Source organism: Streptomyces sp. NPDC030245, assembly GCF_055572995.1.
On the sequence record NZ_JBVICF010000007.1, the window covers coordinates 124,564 to 140,936 of the forward strand.

Annotated in this window: 15 protein-coding genes and 1 tRNA gene; 5 read left to right on the forward strand and 11 right to left on the reverse strand. The window is 70.7% G+C overall.

Annotation, left to right across the window (positions count from 1 at the left end):
* Positions 1–133: 133 nt before the first annotated feature.
* The 5 genes from ACZ4Z4_RS20125 to ACZ4Z4_RS20145 all read right to left on the reverse strand — a co-directional run bounded on the left by ACZ4Z4_RS20125 (position 134) and on the right by ACZ4Z4_RS20145 (position 4,052).
* The gene (locus tag ACZ4Z4_RS20125; protein WP_468328686.1) at positions 134–928 is read right to left on the reverse strand and encodes an SDR family NAD(P)-dependent oxidoreductase; all 795 of its coding nucleotides are present in this window, start codon (positions 926–928) and stop codon (positions 134–136) included.
* Positions 921–1,502, reverse strand: a complete 582-nt coding sequence (locus tag ACZ4Z4_RS20130; RefSeq protein WP_468328688.1) for a cupin domain-containing protein — start codon at positions 1,500–1,502, stop codon at positions 921–923. Before ACZ4Z4_RS20130 ends, ACZ4Z4_RS20125 begins: the two co-directional genes overlap by 8 nt.
* 132 nt (positions 1,503–1,634) lie before the next feature.
* Positions 1,635–2,540, reverse strand: a complete 906-nt coding sequence (locus ACZ4Z4_RS20135; RefSeq protein ID WP_468328690.1) for a sulfotransferase domain-containing protein — start codon at positions 2,538–2,540, stop codon at positions 1,635–1,637.
* 24 nt (positions 2,541–2,564) lie between these two features.
* A complete protein-coding gene (locus ACZ4Z4_RS20140) occupies positions 2,565–3,353 on the reverse strand; it encodes a class I SAM-dependent methyltransferase (RefSeq protein WP_468328692.1) in 789 nt (262 codons plus the stop codon).
* A 141-nt stretch (positions 3,354–3,494) separates the two neighbouring features.
* Entirely contained in the window at positions 3,495–4,052 is a 558-nt protein-coding gene (locus ACZ4Z4_RS20145) for an adenylyl-sulfate kinase (RefSeq protein WP_468328694.1), read from the reverse strand.
* Positions 4,053–4,329: 277 nt separating this feature from the next.
* Here ACZ4Z4_RS20145 and ACZ4Z4_RS20150 point away from each other — a divergent pair, with 277 nt between their 5' ends.
* On the forward strand, positions 4,330–5,229 hold the full coding sequence (locus tag ACZ4Z4_RS20150) for a LysR family transcriptional regulator (RefSeq protein ID WP_468328696.1): 900 nt from the start codon (positions 4,330–4,332) through the stop codon (positions 5,227–5,229).
* Between the two features lie 20 nt (positions 5,230–5,249).
* Here ACZ4Z4_RS20150 and ACZ4Z4_RS20155 read toward each other — a convergent pair whose 3' ends face one another.
* Both ACZ4Z4_RS20155 and ACZ4Z4_RS20160 read right to left on the reverse strand, forming a co-directional pair.
* Positions 5,250–6,815 (reverse strand): MFS transporter, encoded by a 1,566-nt coding sequence (locus ACZ4Z4_RS20155; RefSeq protein ID WP_468328698.1) that lies wholly within the window; start codon positions 6,813–6,815, stop codon positions 5,250–5,252.
* 77 nt (positions 6,816–6,892) lie between these two features.
* Positions 6,893–7,255: a YybH family protein gene (locus ACZ4Z4_RS20160; protein ID WP_468328700.1), complete on the reverse strand. Its 363-nt coding sequence runs from the start codon at positions 7,253–7,255 to the stop codon at positions 6,893–6,895.
* Positions 7,256–7,561: 306 nt separating this feature from the next.
* Between ACZ4Z4_RS20160 and ACZ4Z4_RS20165 the strand changes: the two genes are divergently transcribed.
* The 3 genes from ACZ4Z4_RS20165 to ACZ4Z4_RS20175 all read left to right on the forward strand — a co-directional run bounded on the left by ACZ4Z4_RS20165 (position 7,562) and on the right by ACZ4Z4_RS20175 (position 10,575).
* Positions 7,562–7,933 (forward strand): hypothetical protein, encoded by a 372-nt coding sequence (locus ACZ4Z4_RS20165; RefSeq protein WP_468328702.1) that lies wholly within the window; start codon positions 7,562–7,564, stop codon positions 7,931–7,933.
* Positions 7,934–8,053: 120 nt separating this feature from the next.
* The gene (locus ACZ4Z4_RS20170) at positions 8,054–9,199 is read left to right on the forward strand and encodes a phenazine antibiotic biosynthesis protein (RefSeq protein WP_468328704.1); all 1,146 of its coding nucleotides are present in this window, start codon (positions 8,054–8,056) and stop codon (positions 9,197–9,199) included.
* Positions 9,199–10,575: an aldehyde dehydrogenase family protein gene (locus ACZ4Z4_RS20175; RefSeq protein ID WP_468328706.1), complete on the forward strand. Its 1,377-nt coding sequence runs from the start codon at positions 9,199–9,201 to the stop codon at positions 10,573–10,575. The genes ACZ4Z4_RS20170 and ACZ4Z4_RS20175 overlap by 1 nt, the downstream gene beginning before the upstream one ends.
* Positions 10,576–10,625: 50 nt before the next feature.
* Here ACZ4Z4_RS20175 and ACZ4Z4_RS20180 read toward each other — a convergent pair whose 3' ends face one another.
* Complete coding sequence (locus ACZ4Z4_RS20180) at positions 10,626–11,717, reverse strand: ParB/RepB/Spo0J family partition protein (protein ID WP_468328708.1); 1,092 nt, start codon at positions 11,715–11,717, stop codon at positions 10,626–10,628.
* 398 nt (positions 11,718–12,115) lie between these two features.
* Between ACZ4Z4_RS20180 and ACZ4Z4_RS20185 the strand changes: the two genes are divergently transcribed.
* Positions 12,116–13,066 carry a LysR family transcriptional regulator gene (locus ACZ4Z4_RS20185; RefSeq protein ID WP_468328710.1) on the forward strand — a complete coding sequence of 317 codons (951 nt, stop codon included), beginning with the start codon at positions 12,116–12,118 and terminating at the stop codon, positions 13,064–13,066.
* A 62-nt stretch (positions 13,067–13,128) separates the two neighbouring features.
* Here the strand turns inward: ACZ4Z4_RS20185 and ACZ4Z4_RS20190 are convergent.
* The 3 genes from ACZ4Z4_RS20190 to ACZ4Z4_RS20200 all read right to left on the reverse strand — a co-directional run bounded on the left by ACZ4Z4_RS20190 (position 13,129) and on the right by ACZ4Z4_RS20200 (position 16,252).
* A tRNA-Thr gene (locus ACZ4Z4_RS20190) sits at positions 13,129–13,202 on the reverse strand.
* Positions 13,203–13,286: 84 nt separating this feature from the next.
* Positions 13,287–14,906: an alpha/beta hydrolase gene (locus tag ACZ4Z4_RS20195; protein ID WP_468328712.1), complete on the reverse strand. Its 1,620-nt coding sequence runs from the start codon at positions 14,904–14,906 to the stop codon at positions 13,287–13,289.
* Between the two features lie 140 nt (positions 14,907–15,046).
* Positions 15,047–16,252 (reverse strand): DNA polymerase III subunit delta', encoded by a 1,206-nt coding sequence (locus ACZ4Z4_RS20200; RefSeq protein ID WP_468328714.1) that lies wholly within the window; start codon positions 16,250–16,252, stop codon positions 15,047–15,049.
* Positions 16,253–16,373: the final 121 nt, after the last annotated feature.

Sequence of the window (16,373 nt, forward strand, 5' to 3'; positions counted from 1 at the left end):
CATAAGTGTCCGGCAGTCTGGTCCGGCCACGGAAGCGCCACCACTCACCGCACCCCGGGGCACCCGCACCCCCGGGGCACCCGCACCCCCAGGTCACCCGTTGCCCCGGGGCGCCCCGGGTCACCCGGGGCGCCTACCAGCCCGGCCCCGCCCCCACCCCGCCGTCCACCACCAGATCCGTCCCCGTGATCCACGACGCCGCGTCCGAGGCGAGGAACACGCAGGCGCTGCCGACGTCCTCGGGCCGTCCGAGCCGGCCGAGCGGCGCCGCCCTGCCCCATCGCGCCACGCCGTCGGGCCAGTCGTCGGCGAGGCCCGGCCGGTCGATGAGGCCGGGGGAGACACTGTTGACGCGGATGCCGCGCGGCCCGTACTCCAGGGCCGCCGAGCGGGCGAACATGATCAGGGCCGCCTTGGACGCGCTGTAGTGCGCATGGCCGGGCGCGGGGCTCGACCCCTCGATGGACGCGATATGGGTGACCGTGCCGCCGCCGTCCTGGCCCGCCATGACCTCGGCGGCCGCCTGCGTGCAGCAGAACGCGGCCGTCACGTTCGCCTCGGACACCTCGCGCCACTCGGCGGCCGTCATGCCGGGGAGCTCCCGCACCGGCTGGATCCCGGCACTGTTGACCAGCGCGTCCAGCCGCCCGCGCCATGCGTGCGCCTCCGCGACGAGGCGGTGGCACTCCTCCTCCCGCGTCAGGTCCGCCGCCACGGCGACGGCGTCGCCGCCCGCCGCGACGATCCGCCCGACCAGCTCCTCGGCCCGCTCACCGCCCCGCCGGTAGTGCACCACGACCGCGGCCCCCGCCTGCGCGAACCGCAGGGCGACCCCGGCACCGATGCCTCCGCTCGCCCCGGTCACCAGGGCGAGGCGGCCGTCCAGTCCGGGCAGTGTCCCGTCCCGCAGTGAGGTTCCGTCAGACATCGCCGCCACCGTCCCCGCCCAATCTCCCGCCATGTGCACCGCCGCCGTCCCCGGCGCCGTCCTCTTCCGGCATCCGCAGCGGCTCCCCGGCCCGGCACAGCTCCCGGATGAGTCCGGCGCGCCCCGGATGACGGGCACTCAGCTCCGCCGCGTCCCCGCCCTCGTAATCCTCGGGTACGAACCCGGGTGCCATCGTCGTCCCGAAGAGCGCCCACCCGTGCCGCCCGCCGGCGCGGACGCGCGCGCCCATCCACGTCCCCGCGGGCACCACCAGCTGCACCTGCCCCCCGGTGCCCAGCACGGCCGTCCGGTCCGTGCCGTCGGGCGCGAGGAGCAACAGTTCCAGCGCGTCGCCCTCGTATAAGTGCCAGACCTCGTCGATGGGCAGGCGGTGCAGGGCGGAGAAGTCACCGGGCGCCGTGGTCAGCAGCGCGACGATCGCCGACCCGGCGGGGCGCCCGGCCGCGTCCGGTGGCCCCGCCCAGACCCGCCGGAACAGTCCGCCCTCGACCGGCAGCGGGCGCAGCCCGTGCCGCGCGGCCACTTCATCAGCAGTTTCGATCTCCTCGACCATGGTCGATCGCTCCCCGGACCGCGGGCGTCATAACCGCGGAGGCCGAGACTCCGCTGAGCCCGCGACGGGGAGAGCCAGGTCACGGGGGTCGTGACCTGGCTCTGCCCGAAACTGCGCCCTGCGGGCGCGGGCCTACTGCGTCGGCGTCGCGTCGTACCCGAACCGAGCCGCCGTCGCGACCAGGCCCGGGTGGGCGAAGCGTTCGGCCAGGTCGCCCTCGCCGATCCACTCGCGCCACTCGCCCACCTGTCCGCGCCGCATGATGCGGGCGTTCTTCGTGGTGTCGCCCTCACCGGCGGACGCCGCGTCCTCGCGGGCGCGCATCGCCTTGAAGGAGCTGCGCTCGGCCGCCTGCTCGACGACCTCCGGCGGCACCGCGAGCCCCAGCGCCGCGAGCATCGCGGTGATGGCGCCCACGGGGTGCGACTTGAGATCCTCGAAGCGCACGACCGCGAACTTCGAGAACTCCGGCGCCGCCTCCAGCCAGCTCCGGTAGAAGCGGGCCCAGCCGGGGATCGAGGGCTCGCCGTCCCCGAGCCTGACGCGGTCCAGGAAGTCCGGGTACGTCAGCTTCCCGATCATGTCAGCGGCGTCCGGGATCCAGGAACCGCCGAAGGAGGAGAACCACTTGTACGACGAGTAGATGGTGTCGCGCGGGTCGCGCACCACCAGGATCGCGCTGTTCACCGACGACTCGGCGAACACCTCGGGGTAGAAGTGGGTCTTGATGAACCTCTTCGGCACGGCCCCGCTCGCCGCCCTGTCCAGCGCGGCCTGGCTCTTCTCGGAGGTGGCGGCGAGGCGCTGCCGGTAGTACTCGAGACGGCTCTCCACCGACTGGGCCGCGCCGTCCGCCTCGTCGGGCGACTCGACGTACGGGTCGAGGTAGTCGAAGCCGAGCTCGAACACGATGTTGGCCACGAGCGCCTGGCCGGACCCGGGGTCGCCGGCCACGACGATGTCGTTCTCGCCCAGCAGGCGCGCGCTGCGCCGGGCCAGTTCGTCGGGACGCAGTTCCCGGACGGATTCCTCGGTCATGTCAGAAGTCCTGTCTCTGGAGGGTCACTTCTTGGCGCGCGCCGCGACCGCCCTGGTCAGGTAGGTGACCTCGAGCTTCTCGGCGTCCGCAAGGCGCTCGCGGATGTAGTCGAGGAACTGCTCGAACTTGGCGTCGCCGAGCTGCACCCGCACGTCGTTCACGGACTGCCACAGGCCGATGTAGTGGTCGATGGTCTGCTCGACGGAGTGGCGGCCCTCCAGGACGACGACGTCGTCGAACCGCGGGCTGGCGTTGAACTTGTCCGACAGCTCCTTGATCATCTGCGGGTGCGCGGAGGTGATCCGCTTGCGCTCGCCCATCAGGCGCTTGAGCTCGTTCTCGATGTCCACGAGCACCGGGTTGACCTCGATCAGCCGCGGGTTGTAGAGCGCGACGAACCAGCCGCCCGGCCGCAGGACCCGGCAGAACTCGGCGGTGCCCACCTCGAAGTCCACCCAGTGGAAGGAGGACGCCATGCTGATGAGGTCGGCCGACTCGTCCGGCAGCCCGGTCTCTTCGCCCTTGCCGGCCCGCCAGGTGATCGAGTAGCCCGCCGAGTCGGAGATGCCCTCGGCGCGCATGTTGTCGTTCGGCTCGACCGCGGTCACCGAGCGGAATCCGCCGTCCGCCACGATGCGGGTCCACAGGCCCGTACCGGCGCCGACGTCGACGGCGTCGAGCTCGGCGGCCGGCCGGCCCACCAGGCCGATCAGCGCGTCCCGCACCGAGGTCGCGTACCCCTCACGGTACTTCGAGTAGTCCTTCGCCAGGTCGGTGAAATCTCCGTGCTTGAGCTTGGTCGACGTCGTCATGCGAGGCACAGCTCCTTATACATAGCTGAAACAGAAAATCCTTGTTGAGCCAGGCTCAAGAGGTTTATGAGGTGCGCGGAATGCGCACGGAATGCGCGCGGAACGCCAGGCAATACAGGGAGTACGAGGAATACGCGCGCGTCACGCCGCGGCGGACGGCACACGCTCCTCGTGCGCGAGTCGAATCATGGTGGCCGCGGCCTTCGGGTCGACGTCGCCGTAGTTGGTGACCACGAGGTCGGGGTGGGTGGGGAACTCGGCGGACTGCCCGATTCCGACCACGTCCTTGGCGTCGTTCCCGCTGTAGACGCCCTTGCTGTCCCGCCGCTTGAGTTCTTCGACGGGCACGTCGAGGAGCACCTCGAAGTAGTCGGGCTGGTTCTCGCGATTGTGCCGCTGCACCTCGTGGAAGAGCGAGATGGTCGCGACCACGACGAGATGCCCCTGTTCGGCGAGGAGCTGGGAAAGGCGCGCATAGGTCATGGATGTCTTTATGCGGCTTTCCCGGTCGAAACCGTGGGTCATCATGCCCAGCGCGGTCCGCACCTCGTTGCCGTCGAGCAGGATCGGCTGCCGTCCGCGCTGGACCAGCTGACGGACGAGCTCACGGGCGACCGTCGTCTTGCCGGCCTCGGCAAGCCCGGTCACCCAGATGACCGCGCCGCCGGAATCGGCGCCTCCAATTCCTGTGGTTCCCATGGATGACTCCCCTCAGTGCACGTACGGTGGCCCACTCGCCGCGGATGAACCCTTCACAGCCCGACCGCGCTGCTGTAAAGTTCCTCAGAAAATTTTGGGCACGCGCATTCCGCATGCATTACTCAGCAAATTCCGAGTATCCCCGTGAAAAGGCCGCTGACTGGCCGGCCGTTGAATGGCCGCTCTTTCATTCTTTTCCGAGCGACCCCGTCAGTATTGTCCCGGCGTTTACCGGGCGTCCAATATCTGTTCGTACTGAAGCCTAGATCGGTCAGTTATGGAGATACGCCAACTCGAGTACTTCGTCGCTGTCGTGGAGGACGGCAACTTCACCAGAGCCGCGGCCCGGGTCCATGTGACCCAGCCGGGAGTGAGCGCGCAGATCCGCCGCCTCGAACGGGAACTCGGGTACGAACTGCTCGACCGGTCCGGGCGCACCGTCCGCCCCACCGCCGCGGGTGAGGCCCTGCTCCCCCATGCCAAGGCCGCGCTTGCGGCGGTACGCAACGCCAGACTCGCCGTCGACCAGGTGGCCGGGCTGCTGCGGGGGCGGGTGAGCGTGGGCATGGTGACGGTGGTGGCGTCGCTGGACGTGCCCGGCATGCTCGCGGAGTTCCAGGCGAGCCATCCGACCGTGGAGATCGCGCTGCGTCAGGGCAGCACCGACGACCTCGTCGACGCGCTCAAGGACGGCGAGCTCGACATGGCCTTCCTCGGCATGGCGGTCGAACCGCCGTCCTTCCTGCGGACCGAGGTGGTCCGCGCCGACCCGCTCGTCGCGGTGGTGCGCGCGGACGACGAGTACGCGGACCGGGACTCCGTGCTCCTCAAGGAGCTCGCGTCCCGGCAGCTGATCTCACTGCCCGGCGACAGCGGCACCCGGCGCCAGCTGGACATCTCCCTGGCCACGGCCGGGATCGACGCGCCCATCGCCTTCTCGGCCAGCGACCCGCAGGTCCTGGTGGACATGGCGGCCCGGGGTTTCGGTGTGGCGATCCTGCCGCGGGGGGCGGTCCGGGCGGCCGGCGAGGATCTGCGGCTGATCCCGTTCCGCGACCCGGACATGCACGGGCGGCTGTACCTGGCGTGGCCGGACGACCGGACGATCGACCCGGCGGCACAGGCGGTCATCCAGCACGCGCTCGACCACATCCAGGAACGGGACGGGGCTGCGTGAGGTGACGGGGCTGTGTGACGTCACTTCACCGGCTGAGGCTCACCGGCCTCGACCCCGGCCCCGGCCTCCCGCGGCGGCGGCTTGGCGGCCAGGAAGTCCTTCGCGCGGATCAGGAAGAAGGAGAAGACCGCTCCGACCAGGGCCAGGACACCGGTGACGAGCAGCAGGTCGTTCAACGCTTCGGCGTACCCGGATTGGAGGGCGGTGGCCACCTGGTCCCGCAGCGGCGCCGGCACCTTCTCGGTGAGACCGGACACGTCACCGTGTTCGACGGCCGCGGCGATGCCCGGGGCGCTGCCCGCGAGTTCGGGGATGCCCGACAGGTTCCGCATGACGTCGTCGTGGAGCGACGCCGTGAAGATGGAGCCGAGCACCGGGATGCTGGCGGCCATGCCGACCTGGCGGAAGGTGATGTTGATGCCCGACGCCGTGCCCGACCGGTCCGGCGTGACGACGCCGACGGCGGTCGACGCGAGCGGCGGGTTGACGACGCCGCTGCCGATACCGGCGACGACGAAGCCCGGGATGAGGTGCGTCCAGCCGCTCGACGCGTCGTTGCCCGACATGAGGAGCAGGCCGACGCCGACGAGGAAGAGGCCGGGGCCGATGAGCCACTTCACCGGCACCTTCGCGCTCAGCCGGCCGGCGACGGTCGACGCGACCAGGGCGCACACGCTGATCACGAGCAGCCGCACGCTGGACTCCAGGACGGAGTAGCCGAGGCCGTTCTGGAGATAGAGCACCAGGTAGAGGAGCATCGCGAACAGCGAGCCGTTCATGGTGAACGCGGCGATCGACCCGCCGACGAACGTCGGCGTGCGGAACAGCGACAGGTCGAACAGCGGCTGCTCGGAGCGGAGTTCCACGATCAGGAAGGTGACGAGCAGGACGGCCGCCGCGCCGAGCCACAGCACGACGTCGGTGTTGCCCCACTCGGTCTCGCCGGCCCGGATCAGACCGTAGATCAGCGCGACCAGGCCGCTGGTGAAGAGGACGAACCCCGGCCAGTCCAGCCGCAGCTTGCGCCGCATCGGCGACTCGTCGACCTGCCACAGCGTCACCGCGATGGCGAGGAGACCGATGGGCACGTTGACGAGGAAGATGCCGCGCCAGCTGATGTTGCTGGCGATCAACCCGCCGAAGACGGGCCCGAGTCCGGTGGCGATGCCCGTCACCGCACCCCAGATGCCGAACGCGACGCCCCGCTCCTTCCCGGTGAAGTTCCGGGCGAGCAGCGCCAGCGACGTGGCGTACATGACGGAGCCGCCGATGCCCTGCGCGGCACGCGACAGGATCAGCATGAGAGGTGTGGAGGAGATACCGCAGAGCAGTGAGCTGACGGTGAAGACACCGAGGCCCACCAGGAACAGCTTGCGGTAGCCGAAGCGGTCCGCCAGTGAGCCACCGACCAGCAGCATCGCGGCGAGCGTCAACGAGTAGGCGTCGACCACCCATTGCGCGTCGGCGAAGCTGGTGTCGAGCCCGCTCTGGATCTGCGGCAGCACGACGGTGACGATGGTGGCGTCCAGCAGGATCATGAAGGTCGACGCGGAGACGACCACCAACGTCCACCATCGCTTGGCCATGACTGTTCTCCCCCACACTTCTTACGGCGACTGCGCGCCACTTCTTACGGCGGCCGCGCGCCGGCCGGGCCGGCTGCTTACTTGGGCTGGATGAACTCGGGCTGGTCGAGGATCCGCAGCCACGAGCCGTCGGGCTGGCGGCGCACCACCTGGGCGCGGGCGCCCGTGCCGTCCTTCGGCGGGGTGGACGTGAGCGCGATGTCACCGTTGATCAGAGTCGGAAGGGGCTCCTCCGGCTCGAACTTGGGGTTCCGCGTCATCGCCATCTCCCACAGCTTGCGGATGGCCTCGCGCCCCTGGGTGATCTGCCCGGGCGGGAAGGCGACGACCGCGTCCTCCGCGTAGAGCTCCGCGACACCGGTCGCATCGCCCTGGTTGGCGCGCTCGACGAACAGACGCGTGATGTCTTCCGGCTTGTAGGCCTTCTCATATTCGGACACAGGGGGGCCTCTCGTTCAGAGCTGATTTCCAGCACCAACAAGCTTGGCCGCGCGGAACTGACACGTCCAACTCCCCTTGCTTCTGGCAGCCAGAAGCAACAGATCTGGATCACGGCCGTCCGGGCGACTGAGGAATTCCTCAGTCGCCACCCCACGCGCCCGCGCCGACTCAGTCGTACGCTCACTGGCTTCACATCCCCACTGAGGTCACATCCCACTGAGGTCACATCCCCTCCCGCCGAAGACGGAGGCACCCATGACCAGTTACGCCCTGCGCATGCCAAGTCACCTTCTGCGAGTACCCCGATGAGGGTCGACGTCGCCTGGTGGCACCTCGACGGGACGCCCCAGACCATCGACTCCATGCGCGAACACCTGCGCGAGAACACCCTGGACCGGTGGACCAAGGTGCCGGGCCTGCGTCTCAAGATCTACTTCGCGGACCGCGAGCAGAACCGGTGGGGCGCGATGATGCTCTGGGAGAACGAGCGGCCACCGCTCGACCAGCTGCCGCCGAACGCCGCCCTCGCACTGATCGGCCGGCCACCGGACGTCCGCGTCACCTTCGAGGCGGAGGGCACCGTCGAGGGCCTGTACGAACTGGCCACGCTCCAGGCACTCGGCCCCGCCTTTGCGGGACAGAGGTCAGAAGAGATGGAACGGTTGGAACGGTGTTGACATTCCCGAATGGCCCCGTATCCAATGCCCTGGTTATTTCACGGGAAAAAATGCCGGGCGACCACGCGACAAGAATTCCAGGCAACAGCTGTACGACAAGGCCGGGAGGAAAACGACACCATGACGTCGACCACGTCGAGCACGCCACATGCGTCGCGTACGCCGAACGCGTCGAAGACCTGGGACATACTCGACCTGCCCCCCGGCGACCGGCCCGACCCCGACGAATACATCAGAGCCGCGATGGAGTGGCATTTCAGCCCCGAAACCGGCTCCCCCTACTGGCTGGAACGCGCGAAGTCCCTCGACTTCGACCCGCGCACCGACATCTCCTCGGTGGCCGACCTCGTCCGCTTCCCCAACGTCGCCTCCGAGCTGCGCACCGTCCCCGCCGAGGACCTCATCCCGCGTGGCTACGGCGATGATCCCGACGTACGAGGGGTGTTCGAGAGCGGTGGCACCACGGGCGCCCCCAAGCGGGTCGTCCTCCTCGGGGACTGGCGGAAGCGGCTGCTCCACTGGACCGCCGAACAGCTCGACGCCCATGGTTTCCCCCGGGGCGCAAACTGGCTGGGAATCGTTCCCAGCGGCCCGCACATCGTCGGCGAGTTCTTCCGGGGTTCGGCAACCACGCACGGCACCCACGGATTCACGCTCGACCTCGACCCGCGCTGGGTGAAGCGGCTGATATCCGCGGGCCGCGGCAGCGAGGCCGACGACTACGCCGAGCACGTCGTCGACCAGGCCGCGGAGGTGCTGCGCTCCCAGAACATCGGCGTCCTCACCGTCACCCCGCCGATCCTGGACCGCATCGCCCGCCGCGACGAACTGGTGGAGCTGATCAACGAGAAGGTACGGGCGATCCGCTGGGGCGGCACGCAGCTCGACCCCGACTCCCGCCAGGTGTACCGGACGGAGATCTTCCCCGACACCGTCTTCTCCGGGAACTACGGCAGCACGATGATCCTGGGCTTCGCCGGGGAGCGGCCCGGACTCGGCGACGACGACCCCTGCGTCTTCGACACCCTGAGCCCGTACGTCACCTTCTCGGTCGTCGACCCGGAGACACTCCGGCCGGTCCCCTACGGGGCGCGCGGCCGCGTCGTGGCCAGCCACGTCAGCAAGTCGTTCCTGCTCCCCAACAACCTCGAACGCGACATCGCCACCCGCGTCGAGCCGCTCGACGGCGGCCCCGGCGACTCGGTGGCCGACATCGCGCCCGTCAGCAGGTTCGAGAACGAGGACGTGGTCGAGGGGGTCTACTGATGGCGCCCGAACCGCTGCTGCTCGACGCGCTCGGGCCGCGCGGCGAGTTCCGCGCGAGGAACCGCCAGACGGTCGCCGACGTCACCGGTGTCCCCGCCGCCGAACTGAGCCTCGTACCCCCGCCGTTCGTCAGCCGCACCCTGTCGGCGCTGCGCCGCGCGGAGCCCGCGCCGGCCGACGAGCGGATACGGCGGATCGCGGCCGCCGCCGACCTCTTCGCCACCGGCACCGTCGCAGGGCAGAGCGTGGCGGAGTACTGCCTGCTGGTCAGCCGCGTCGGCGGAGTCCCCATCACGGAGGTCACCTCGGCGGTCGACCGCATCGCCGAACGGCTCCGCGACATCGGCACCGGCATCGCGCAGGCGCGGCCCGCCGGTGCGGTCACGGACTGGCGTGACCCCCTGGCCAGGGCCGGCCGGGCCGCCCACACCCGGCGCGGCCACGTGTTCGCCGTCCACGCGGCCGGCAACCACCCCGGCACCCACAGCCTGTGGCCCGAGGCGCTCGCGCTGGGCTACCGCGTCGCGGTCCGGCCCTCCCGGCGCGAGCCGTTCACCCCGCACCGGCTCGTCACGGCGCTGCGCCTCGCGGGCTTCGGGAACGACGAGGTCACGCTGCTGCCCACCGACCACACCGGCGCGGACGCCGTGCTGCGCGGCGCCGACCTCGGCATGGTCTACGGCGGCGAGGACGTCGTCCGCAAATACGGCGCCGACCCCACGGTCCTGCTCCAGGGGCCCGGCCGCTCGAAGCTCCTCCTGACGGCCGACGTCGACTGGCGCGACCACCTCGACACCCTCGTGGACTCGGTCGCCGGGCGCGGCGGCACGGGCTGCGTCAACGCGACGGCCGTGCTGGTCGAGGGCGATCCGACGCCGCTGTGCGAGGCCCTCGCCGAGCGGTTCTCGGCGCTTCCCAGCCTCCCACCGGACCACCCGAAGGCCGTGCTTCCGGTGCAGCCCGCCGCGGGCGCGCGGGCGATCGCCGAGTACGTGGGGCGCCGCGCCGGCGACGCCCGGCCCTGGCTCGGCGCCGACACGGTCGCCGACGACCTGGGGGACGGCAGCGCGGTCCTGCGGCCCGCCGTCCACCAGGTCGACCGCGCCGACGCACCGCAGCTCGGCGCCGAACTCCCCTTCCCCTGCGTATGGGTGGCACCGTGGCGCCCCGCCGACGGGATCGCGCCGCTGCGCGACAGCCTGGTGCTCACCGCGCTGACACGGCAGGAGGAACTGCTCGACCGGCTCCTGGCCGAACCGACCATCGCCAACCTGTACGTCGGCGACCACCCGACCCACTGGATGCGACCCGGGCTGCCGCACGACGGCTACCTCTCCGACTTCCTCATGCGCACGAAGACGGTCGTACGAGACTGACGTACGCCCCGCCTCTGATGGCCCAAGCGCCAGCCGCGCCTCACTGCACCTCACCGCGCCGAGGCGCGGCCGTCCACTTCCTGCGCGACGCTGAACCAGACCTCGCCGCAGGCCCGCGCCACGCTCGCCACCATGTCGACGCAGTGGGCGGGGACGCTCTCGATGAGCCGGCTCCACTCGTCAGGCGGGAGGGTGGCCGCGTCGAGGAGCCGCAGCAGCAGGCGCCCGGAGTCGGTGAAGCGGATCGAGGGATCGCGCTTCAGGATCGGGATCAGCTCGGCGGCAGCCGAAGGCACAGCGATACCCGCCGCCTCCGGCGCCCCGGGCGCGGGGGCCTCCGGGGCCTCGGGTGGCGCCACTCGTGCCGACACGGCCGATACGGCGCCGGGGTCGGCGGCGACCCGGGCGGACGCGACCCGCGCCGGCTGAGCCGTCACCGTGCCGACCCCCGCCGTACCGCCGGCCACAGCGGCCGGCCCAGGTACATCGGCCAGCCCAGGCACACCGGGCAGATCGGGCGCCCCTCCATGAAGCACCCGCGGCTTCGGGAAGACCACCTCGTCCTCCTCCAGCCTCCTGCGCACATCGCGTGCGGTGGCCCGGGAGACTCCGGCGGCACCGGCGATCTGCCGCAACGTCGCGTCGGGGTGGGTCCGAATGAACTCGCTCGTCGCGGCCCGCACCCCGCTGCTGTCGACCGGCCGCGTCCGGCCGTCGCGCCCGATCCGCACCGGCGCGGGCGGCAGGTCGTCGCCGAGCCGGCGCCGGATACTGCCGACCGTCTTGGGCGAGAGCCCCGCGAACGAGGCGATCATGCGGTCCGACCACTGCGGGTGCGAGTGGATGATCCGCGTCGCCGCGGCGTTGCGGTCGGCCCGGCTCAGCGGCAGGCCGTGCGTGGTGTTGGCCTGGACGGCGACGATGAAGACGTCGGACTCGTGCCCGTCGAGAAAACGGACGGCGATCTCCCGCTCGCCGCGCAGCACCGTCGCCCGCAGCCGGTGCATTCCATCGATGACCCGCATCGTCGACCGGTGGACGAGGATGGGCGGCAGGTCCGCGCCGGACTCGGCGAGGACCCGGATGTGGTCGACGTTCTCACCGACCAGGCGTGGTGAATCGGCCGACCAGAGCTGATCCACGGCAATGCGTTCAATGGGAAGGGAATGCGGCAATATTTCCCACGGCCGCTGCGCATCCACCCGCTCTATTCCAGCAAATACCCCCTCTCTTACATCTCCGGCCGTCTCGTCTTCCGCAACTTCTGCCGACTTGCTCGTATACATGAACCCGTCGCCCCCTGTCAGAGTTCGCGCGAGCGTGGAATAGTTGTTAACTTAAATTACCGCCACCGTACCCCTGCGGGCCACCGCAATAAGTGTCACGCTCGGCCCGCGAGCTCGTTTTCCCGCCAAATCCCGTAGAACGCTTGACAAATGCAAGCGACAAAGCCTAACAGACGCATTACTCGACCAGGACTCAAGCGAGATTCGACCAGAAGTCCCACATATGCCATCGCCAATTACTAGAATCACGAGGCATGGAACTCAGGCAGCTCGAATACTTCGTCGCCGTGGCCGAGGAGGAGAACTTCACTCGGGCCGCCGAGCGCGTGCACATCAGCCAGTCCGGAGTGAGCGCCCAGATCAGACAGTTGGAGCACGACCTCGGGACGTCCCTGTTCGACCGCTCCGGCCGCAGCGTCAGACTCACCCCCGCCGGGATGGCAGCCCTGCGGCACGCCCGGTCCGCGCTGGCCGCCGTGGACGCCGTCCGCCAGGCGGTGGACGAGGTGAACGGCCTCATCCGCGGCAGGCTCGTCGTCGGCATGGTCACCGCATGCACGGTCACGCCACTCTTCGACGCCCTGTCCGCCTTCCACCACAGGCACCCCGGTGTGGAGATCGTCCTCCTGGAGGACACCTCCGACCGGCTCATCGAGCGGCTGCGCGCGGGCAGCGCCGACCTGGCTCTGGTCAGCACCTCCGGCTCCACTCCGCCGGGCCTGGAGGCGTACGAGATCATCCGCGAGCCCCTGGTCGCCGCGATGCCGGTCGGCCACCCGCTCTGCGAGAAGCCCCAGGTGACCCTGGAGGACCTGGCCGGCTACTCGGTGGTGAGCCTGCCGACCGGGGCCGGGGTGCGCAAGGTCTTCGACGACGCATGCGCGGCGGCGGGCGTCAACATGGAGATCGCGTTCCAGGCCGGCGCGCCCAGCGCGATCGCCGACCTGGCCATCCGCGGCCTGGGCGTCGCGATCCTCTCCGAATCCCTCGTCGCCCAGCACCGCCCGCGGCTGACGACCCGCCGCATCGAGGACATCCACACGGAGCCGGTCCTCTCACTGGCCTGGACCTCGGCGGAGAACCCGGCCCTGCGCCAGCTCGTCCACCACTGCCGCCGCGCCTTCACCCGCCCGACCCCACCCCTGACCCCGGCGGACACCCCCCAGACGACGGCCATCCCGGAACCGACGCTGTCCACCCAGTAGTCAGCCTGCGGACACAAGCAAAAGCCCCAGGTCACGGCGAGTGAGTCCTGGGGCTTCCACAGAGCCGCCTTCGGGATTCGAACCCGAGACCTACGCATTACGAGTGCGTTGCTCTGGCCATCTGAGCTAAGGCGGCGCGCCGTCCGCACCATCGTGCGATCAGCAACGCGGCCAAGTCTACACAGTTTTTCAGAGTGCTCCGCACACCCCCCGCCGACGGCTATGAGCAGCGCTTTCCGTCCTTGGGGACGGTGCCCCGCAGGAGGTAGGCGTTGACCGTCGAGTCGACGCACTCGCTGCCGCGGCCGTACGCCGTGTGGCCGTCGCCCTCGTAGGTGAGGAGGTGGCCGGAGGAGAGCTGGGAGGCGAGGGCCTTCGCCCAGCGGTAGGGGGTGGCCGGGTCGCGGGTCGTGCCGGCGACGAGGATCGGGGCCGCGCCCTTCGCCTCGATACGGTGCGGCTCACCCGTGGCCCGCACCGGCCAGTACGCGCAGTTCAGCGCGGACCAGGCGAGGCCTTCGCCGAAGACCGGGGAGGCCTCCCGGAAGGAGGGCAGCGCCTTGCGGACCTCGGCCGGGGAGCCGAAGGACGGCGGCAGGTCCAGGCAGTTCACTGCGGCGTTGGCGAACATCAGGTTCGCGTACTTTCCTTCGCCGTCCCGCTCGTAGTAGCCGTCGGAGAGGGCGAGCAGGCCCGCCCCGTCCTTGTCCTTCATCGCCGAGGTGAGCGCGTCGCGCAGCTGCGGCCAGCCCGCCTCGTCGTACATCGCGGCGATCACGCCCGTCGTGGCGAGCGCCTCGCCGAGCTTCCTGCCGCCGGCCCCGTCGGCCTGACCGTCGCTGATGCCGCCGCCCTTCGCCGTCAACGGTTCACGGTCCAAGGCTCGGAAGAAGGCCTTGAGGCGCTTGCCCGCGGCCTCGGGGCTGCCGGTGCCCAGCGGGCACTCCGTGCCGCGCGCCACGCAGTCCTTCGCGAAGGACCGGAACGCCGTCTCGAAGCCGGCCGTCTGGTCGCGGTTCATCCGCCGCGCGGGCAGGGACGGGTCCATCGCGCCGTCCAGGACCAGGCGGCCCACGCGGCGCGGGAAGAGCTCCGCGTACGTCGCGCCGAGGAAGGTCCCGTACGAGGCGCCGACGTACGTCAGCTTCTTGTCGCCGAGCGCCGCCCGCAGGACATCCATGTCGCGGGCAGCCTCGACCGTGGAGACGTGCGGAAGGATCTTGGCCGACCGTGCCTCGCAGCCGTCCGCGAACGTCTCGAAGGCGGCACGCAGGCCGTCCGTCTCCTGCTGGTCGTCGGGGGTGACGTCGGTCTGCGTGTATGTGTCCATGTGCTCGCCGTCGAGGCACGTGACGGGCTCGCTGCGGGCCACCCCGCGCGGGTCGACGGCGACCATGTCGTAGCGGGCCCGGACCTTCGCCGGGTAGCCGAGCGCCGCGTACGACTGGAGGTAGCCGATCGCCGAGCCACCGGGGCCGCCCGGATTGACGAGGAGCGAACCGAGGCGGTCCTTCTTCCTGGTGGCCTGCTTGCGGGCGACGGCCAGCTCGATGTCGCCCGCCGCGGGTTGGGCGTAGTCGAGCGGGGCCTTCATGGAGGCGCACTCGAAGCCGGGGACACCGCACTCGTGCCAGCTCAGCTTCTGTCCGTAGTACGGCGCGAGCTCCGCGGGCGTCGAGCGGGACAGCGACGCCATCGAAGCGTCCGCGGTCGAACTTCCGGACGAACAGCCGGACATGAGCAGCCCGGCGGTCACGAACAGAGTGCCGCACGTACGGAACGGAAGGTGACGGCTGCGGCGGCTGCGGCGGCTGCGGCGGCCGTGACGGCTGAGGTCCATCACGCGAGAGTAACCGTCCGCGAGTGAACGATTACGCAACGCGCTCGTACGAGTGAACCGAATCCCCAGTCGGCCAACCACCCCCCGATCGCATTCGTGCGGTCCGTCAACCCACGCCCCGAACAGGCGCGTTCACGCGTTCACCCCGCCCGCAGCGCCACCGTCATCGCCTCGACCGCGAGCAGCGGTGCCACGTTCCGGTCGAGGGCGGTGCGGCAGGCGCCGATGGCCTCGATGCGGCGCAGCGTGGATTCGGGCGAGGTCGCGAGGGCCATGCGCTCCAGCATGTCCTGCACCTCGGTGTTGGCGATGGCCACCCGCGAGCCCAGCTGGAGGGCGAGAACGTCCCTGTAGAGCCCGGTCAGCTCGGTGAGCGCGAGGTCGAGGCTGTCGCGCTGCGTGCGGGTCTTGCGCCGCTTCTGTCTGTCCTCCAGCTCCTTCATCACGCCGGCCGTGCCGCGCGGCATCCGGCCGCCCTGCCCGCCGCCGAGCGCCGCCTTCAGCTCCTCGGTCTCCTTGCCGTCGATCTCCTCGGCGACCTGCTTCGCGTCCTCGGTCGCCGTGTCGATCAGCTCCTGCGCGGCCTTCAGGCAGCCGCCGATCTCCGTCACCCGCATCGGCAGCTTCAGGACGGCGGCCCTGCGCTCACGCGCGCGTGGATCGGTCGCGAGCCGCCGGGCGCGGCCGATGTGGCCCTGCGTGGCGCGCGCCGCGGCCGTGGCCACGTCCGGCTCGATGCCGTCTCTCCGTACGAGCACGTCGGCGACGGCGTCCACGCGCGGCGTGGTCAGAGTCAGGTGGCGGCAGCGGGAACGGATGGTCGGCAGCACGTCCTCCAGAGAAGGCGCGCAGAGCAGCCACACCGTGCGGGGGGCGGGCTCCTCGACGGCCTTCAGGAGGACGTTCCCCGCGCCCTCGGTGAGGCGGTCGGCGTCCTCCAGGACGATGACCTGCCAGCGTCCGACGGCGGGCGAGAGCTGTGCCCTGCGGACGAGGTCGCGGGTCTCCTTCACACCGATGGAGAGCAGGTCCGTGCGCACCACTTCCACGTCGGCGTGGGTGCCGATCAGGCTGGTGTGGCAGCCGTCGCAGAAACCGCAGCCGGGGGCGCCGCCGAGCGCCCGGTCCGGGCTCGTGCACTGGAGGGCGGCGGCGAAGGCGCGCGCGGCGGTGGCGCGGCCGGAGCCGGGCGGGCCCGTGAACAGCCAGGCGTGCGTCATCTTCGACGACTCCGGCGGCGGGGTGTCCGCGACGGCCGCCGTCACCAGCGCGTCGGCGTCCCGGGCCGCGGCGCCCAGCTGCTCGCTCACCCGCTCCTGCCCCACCAGGTCGTCCCACACGCTCATGGGGTCACCGCCTTACGCCGCACTCTGCTCCTGCCCGGACCGCCCAGCGCCTGCCCGGACTGCCCATTGTGGAGGACGCCTCTGACAATCCCGCCCGGCCGCCGTCCTCAGCGACTTCAGC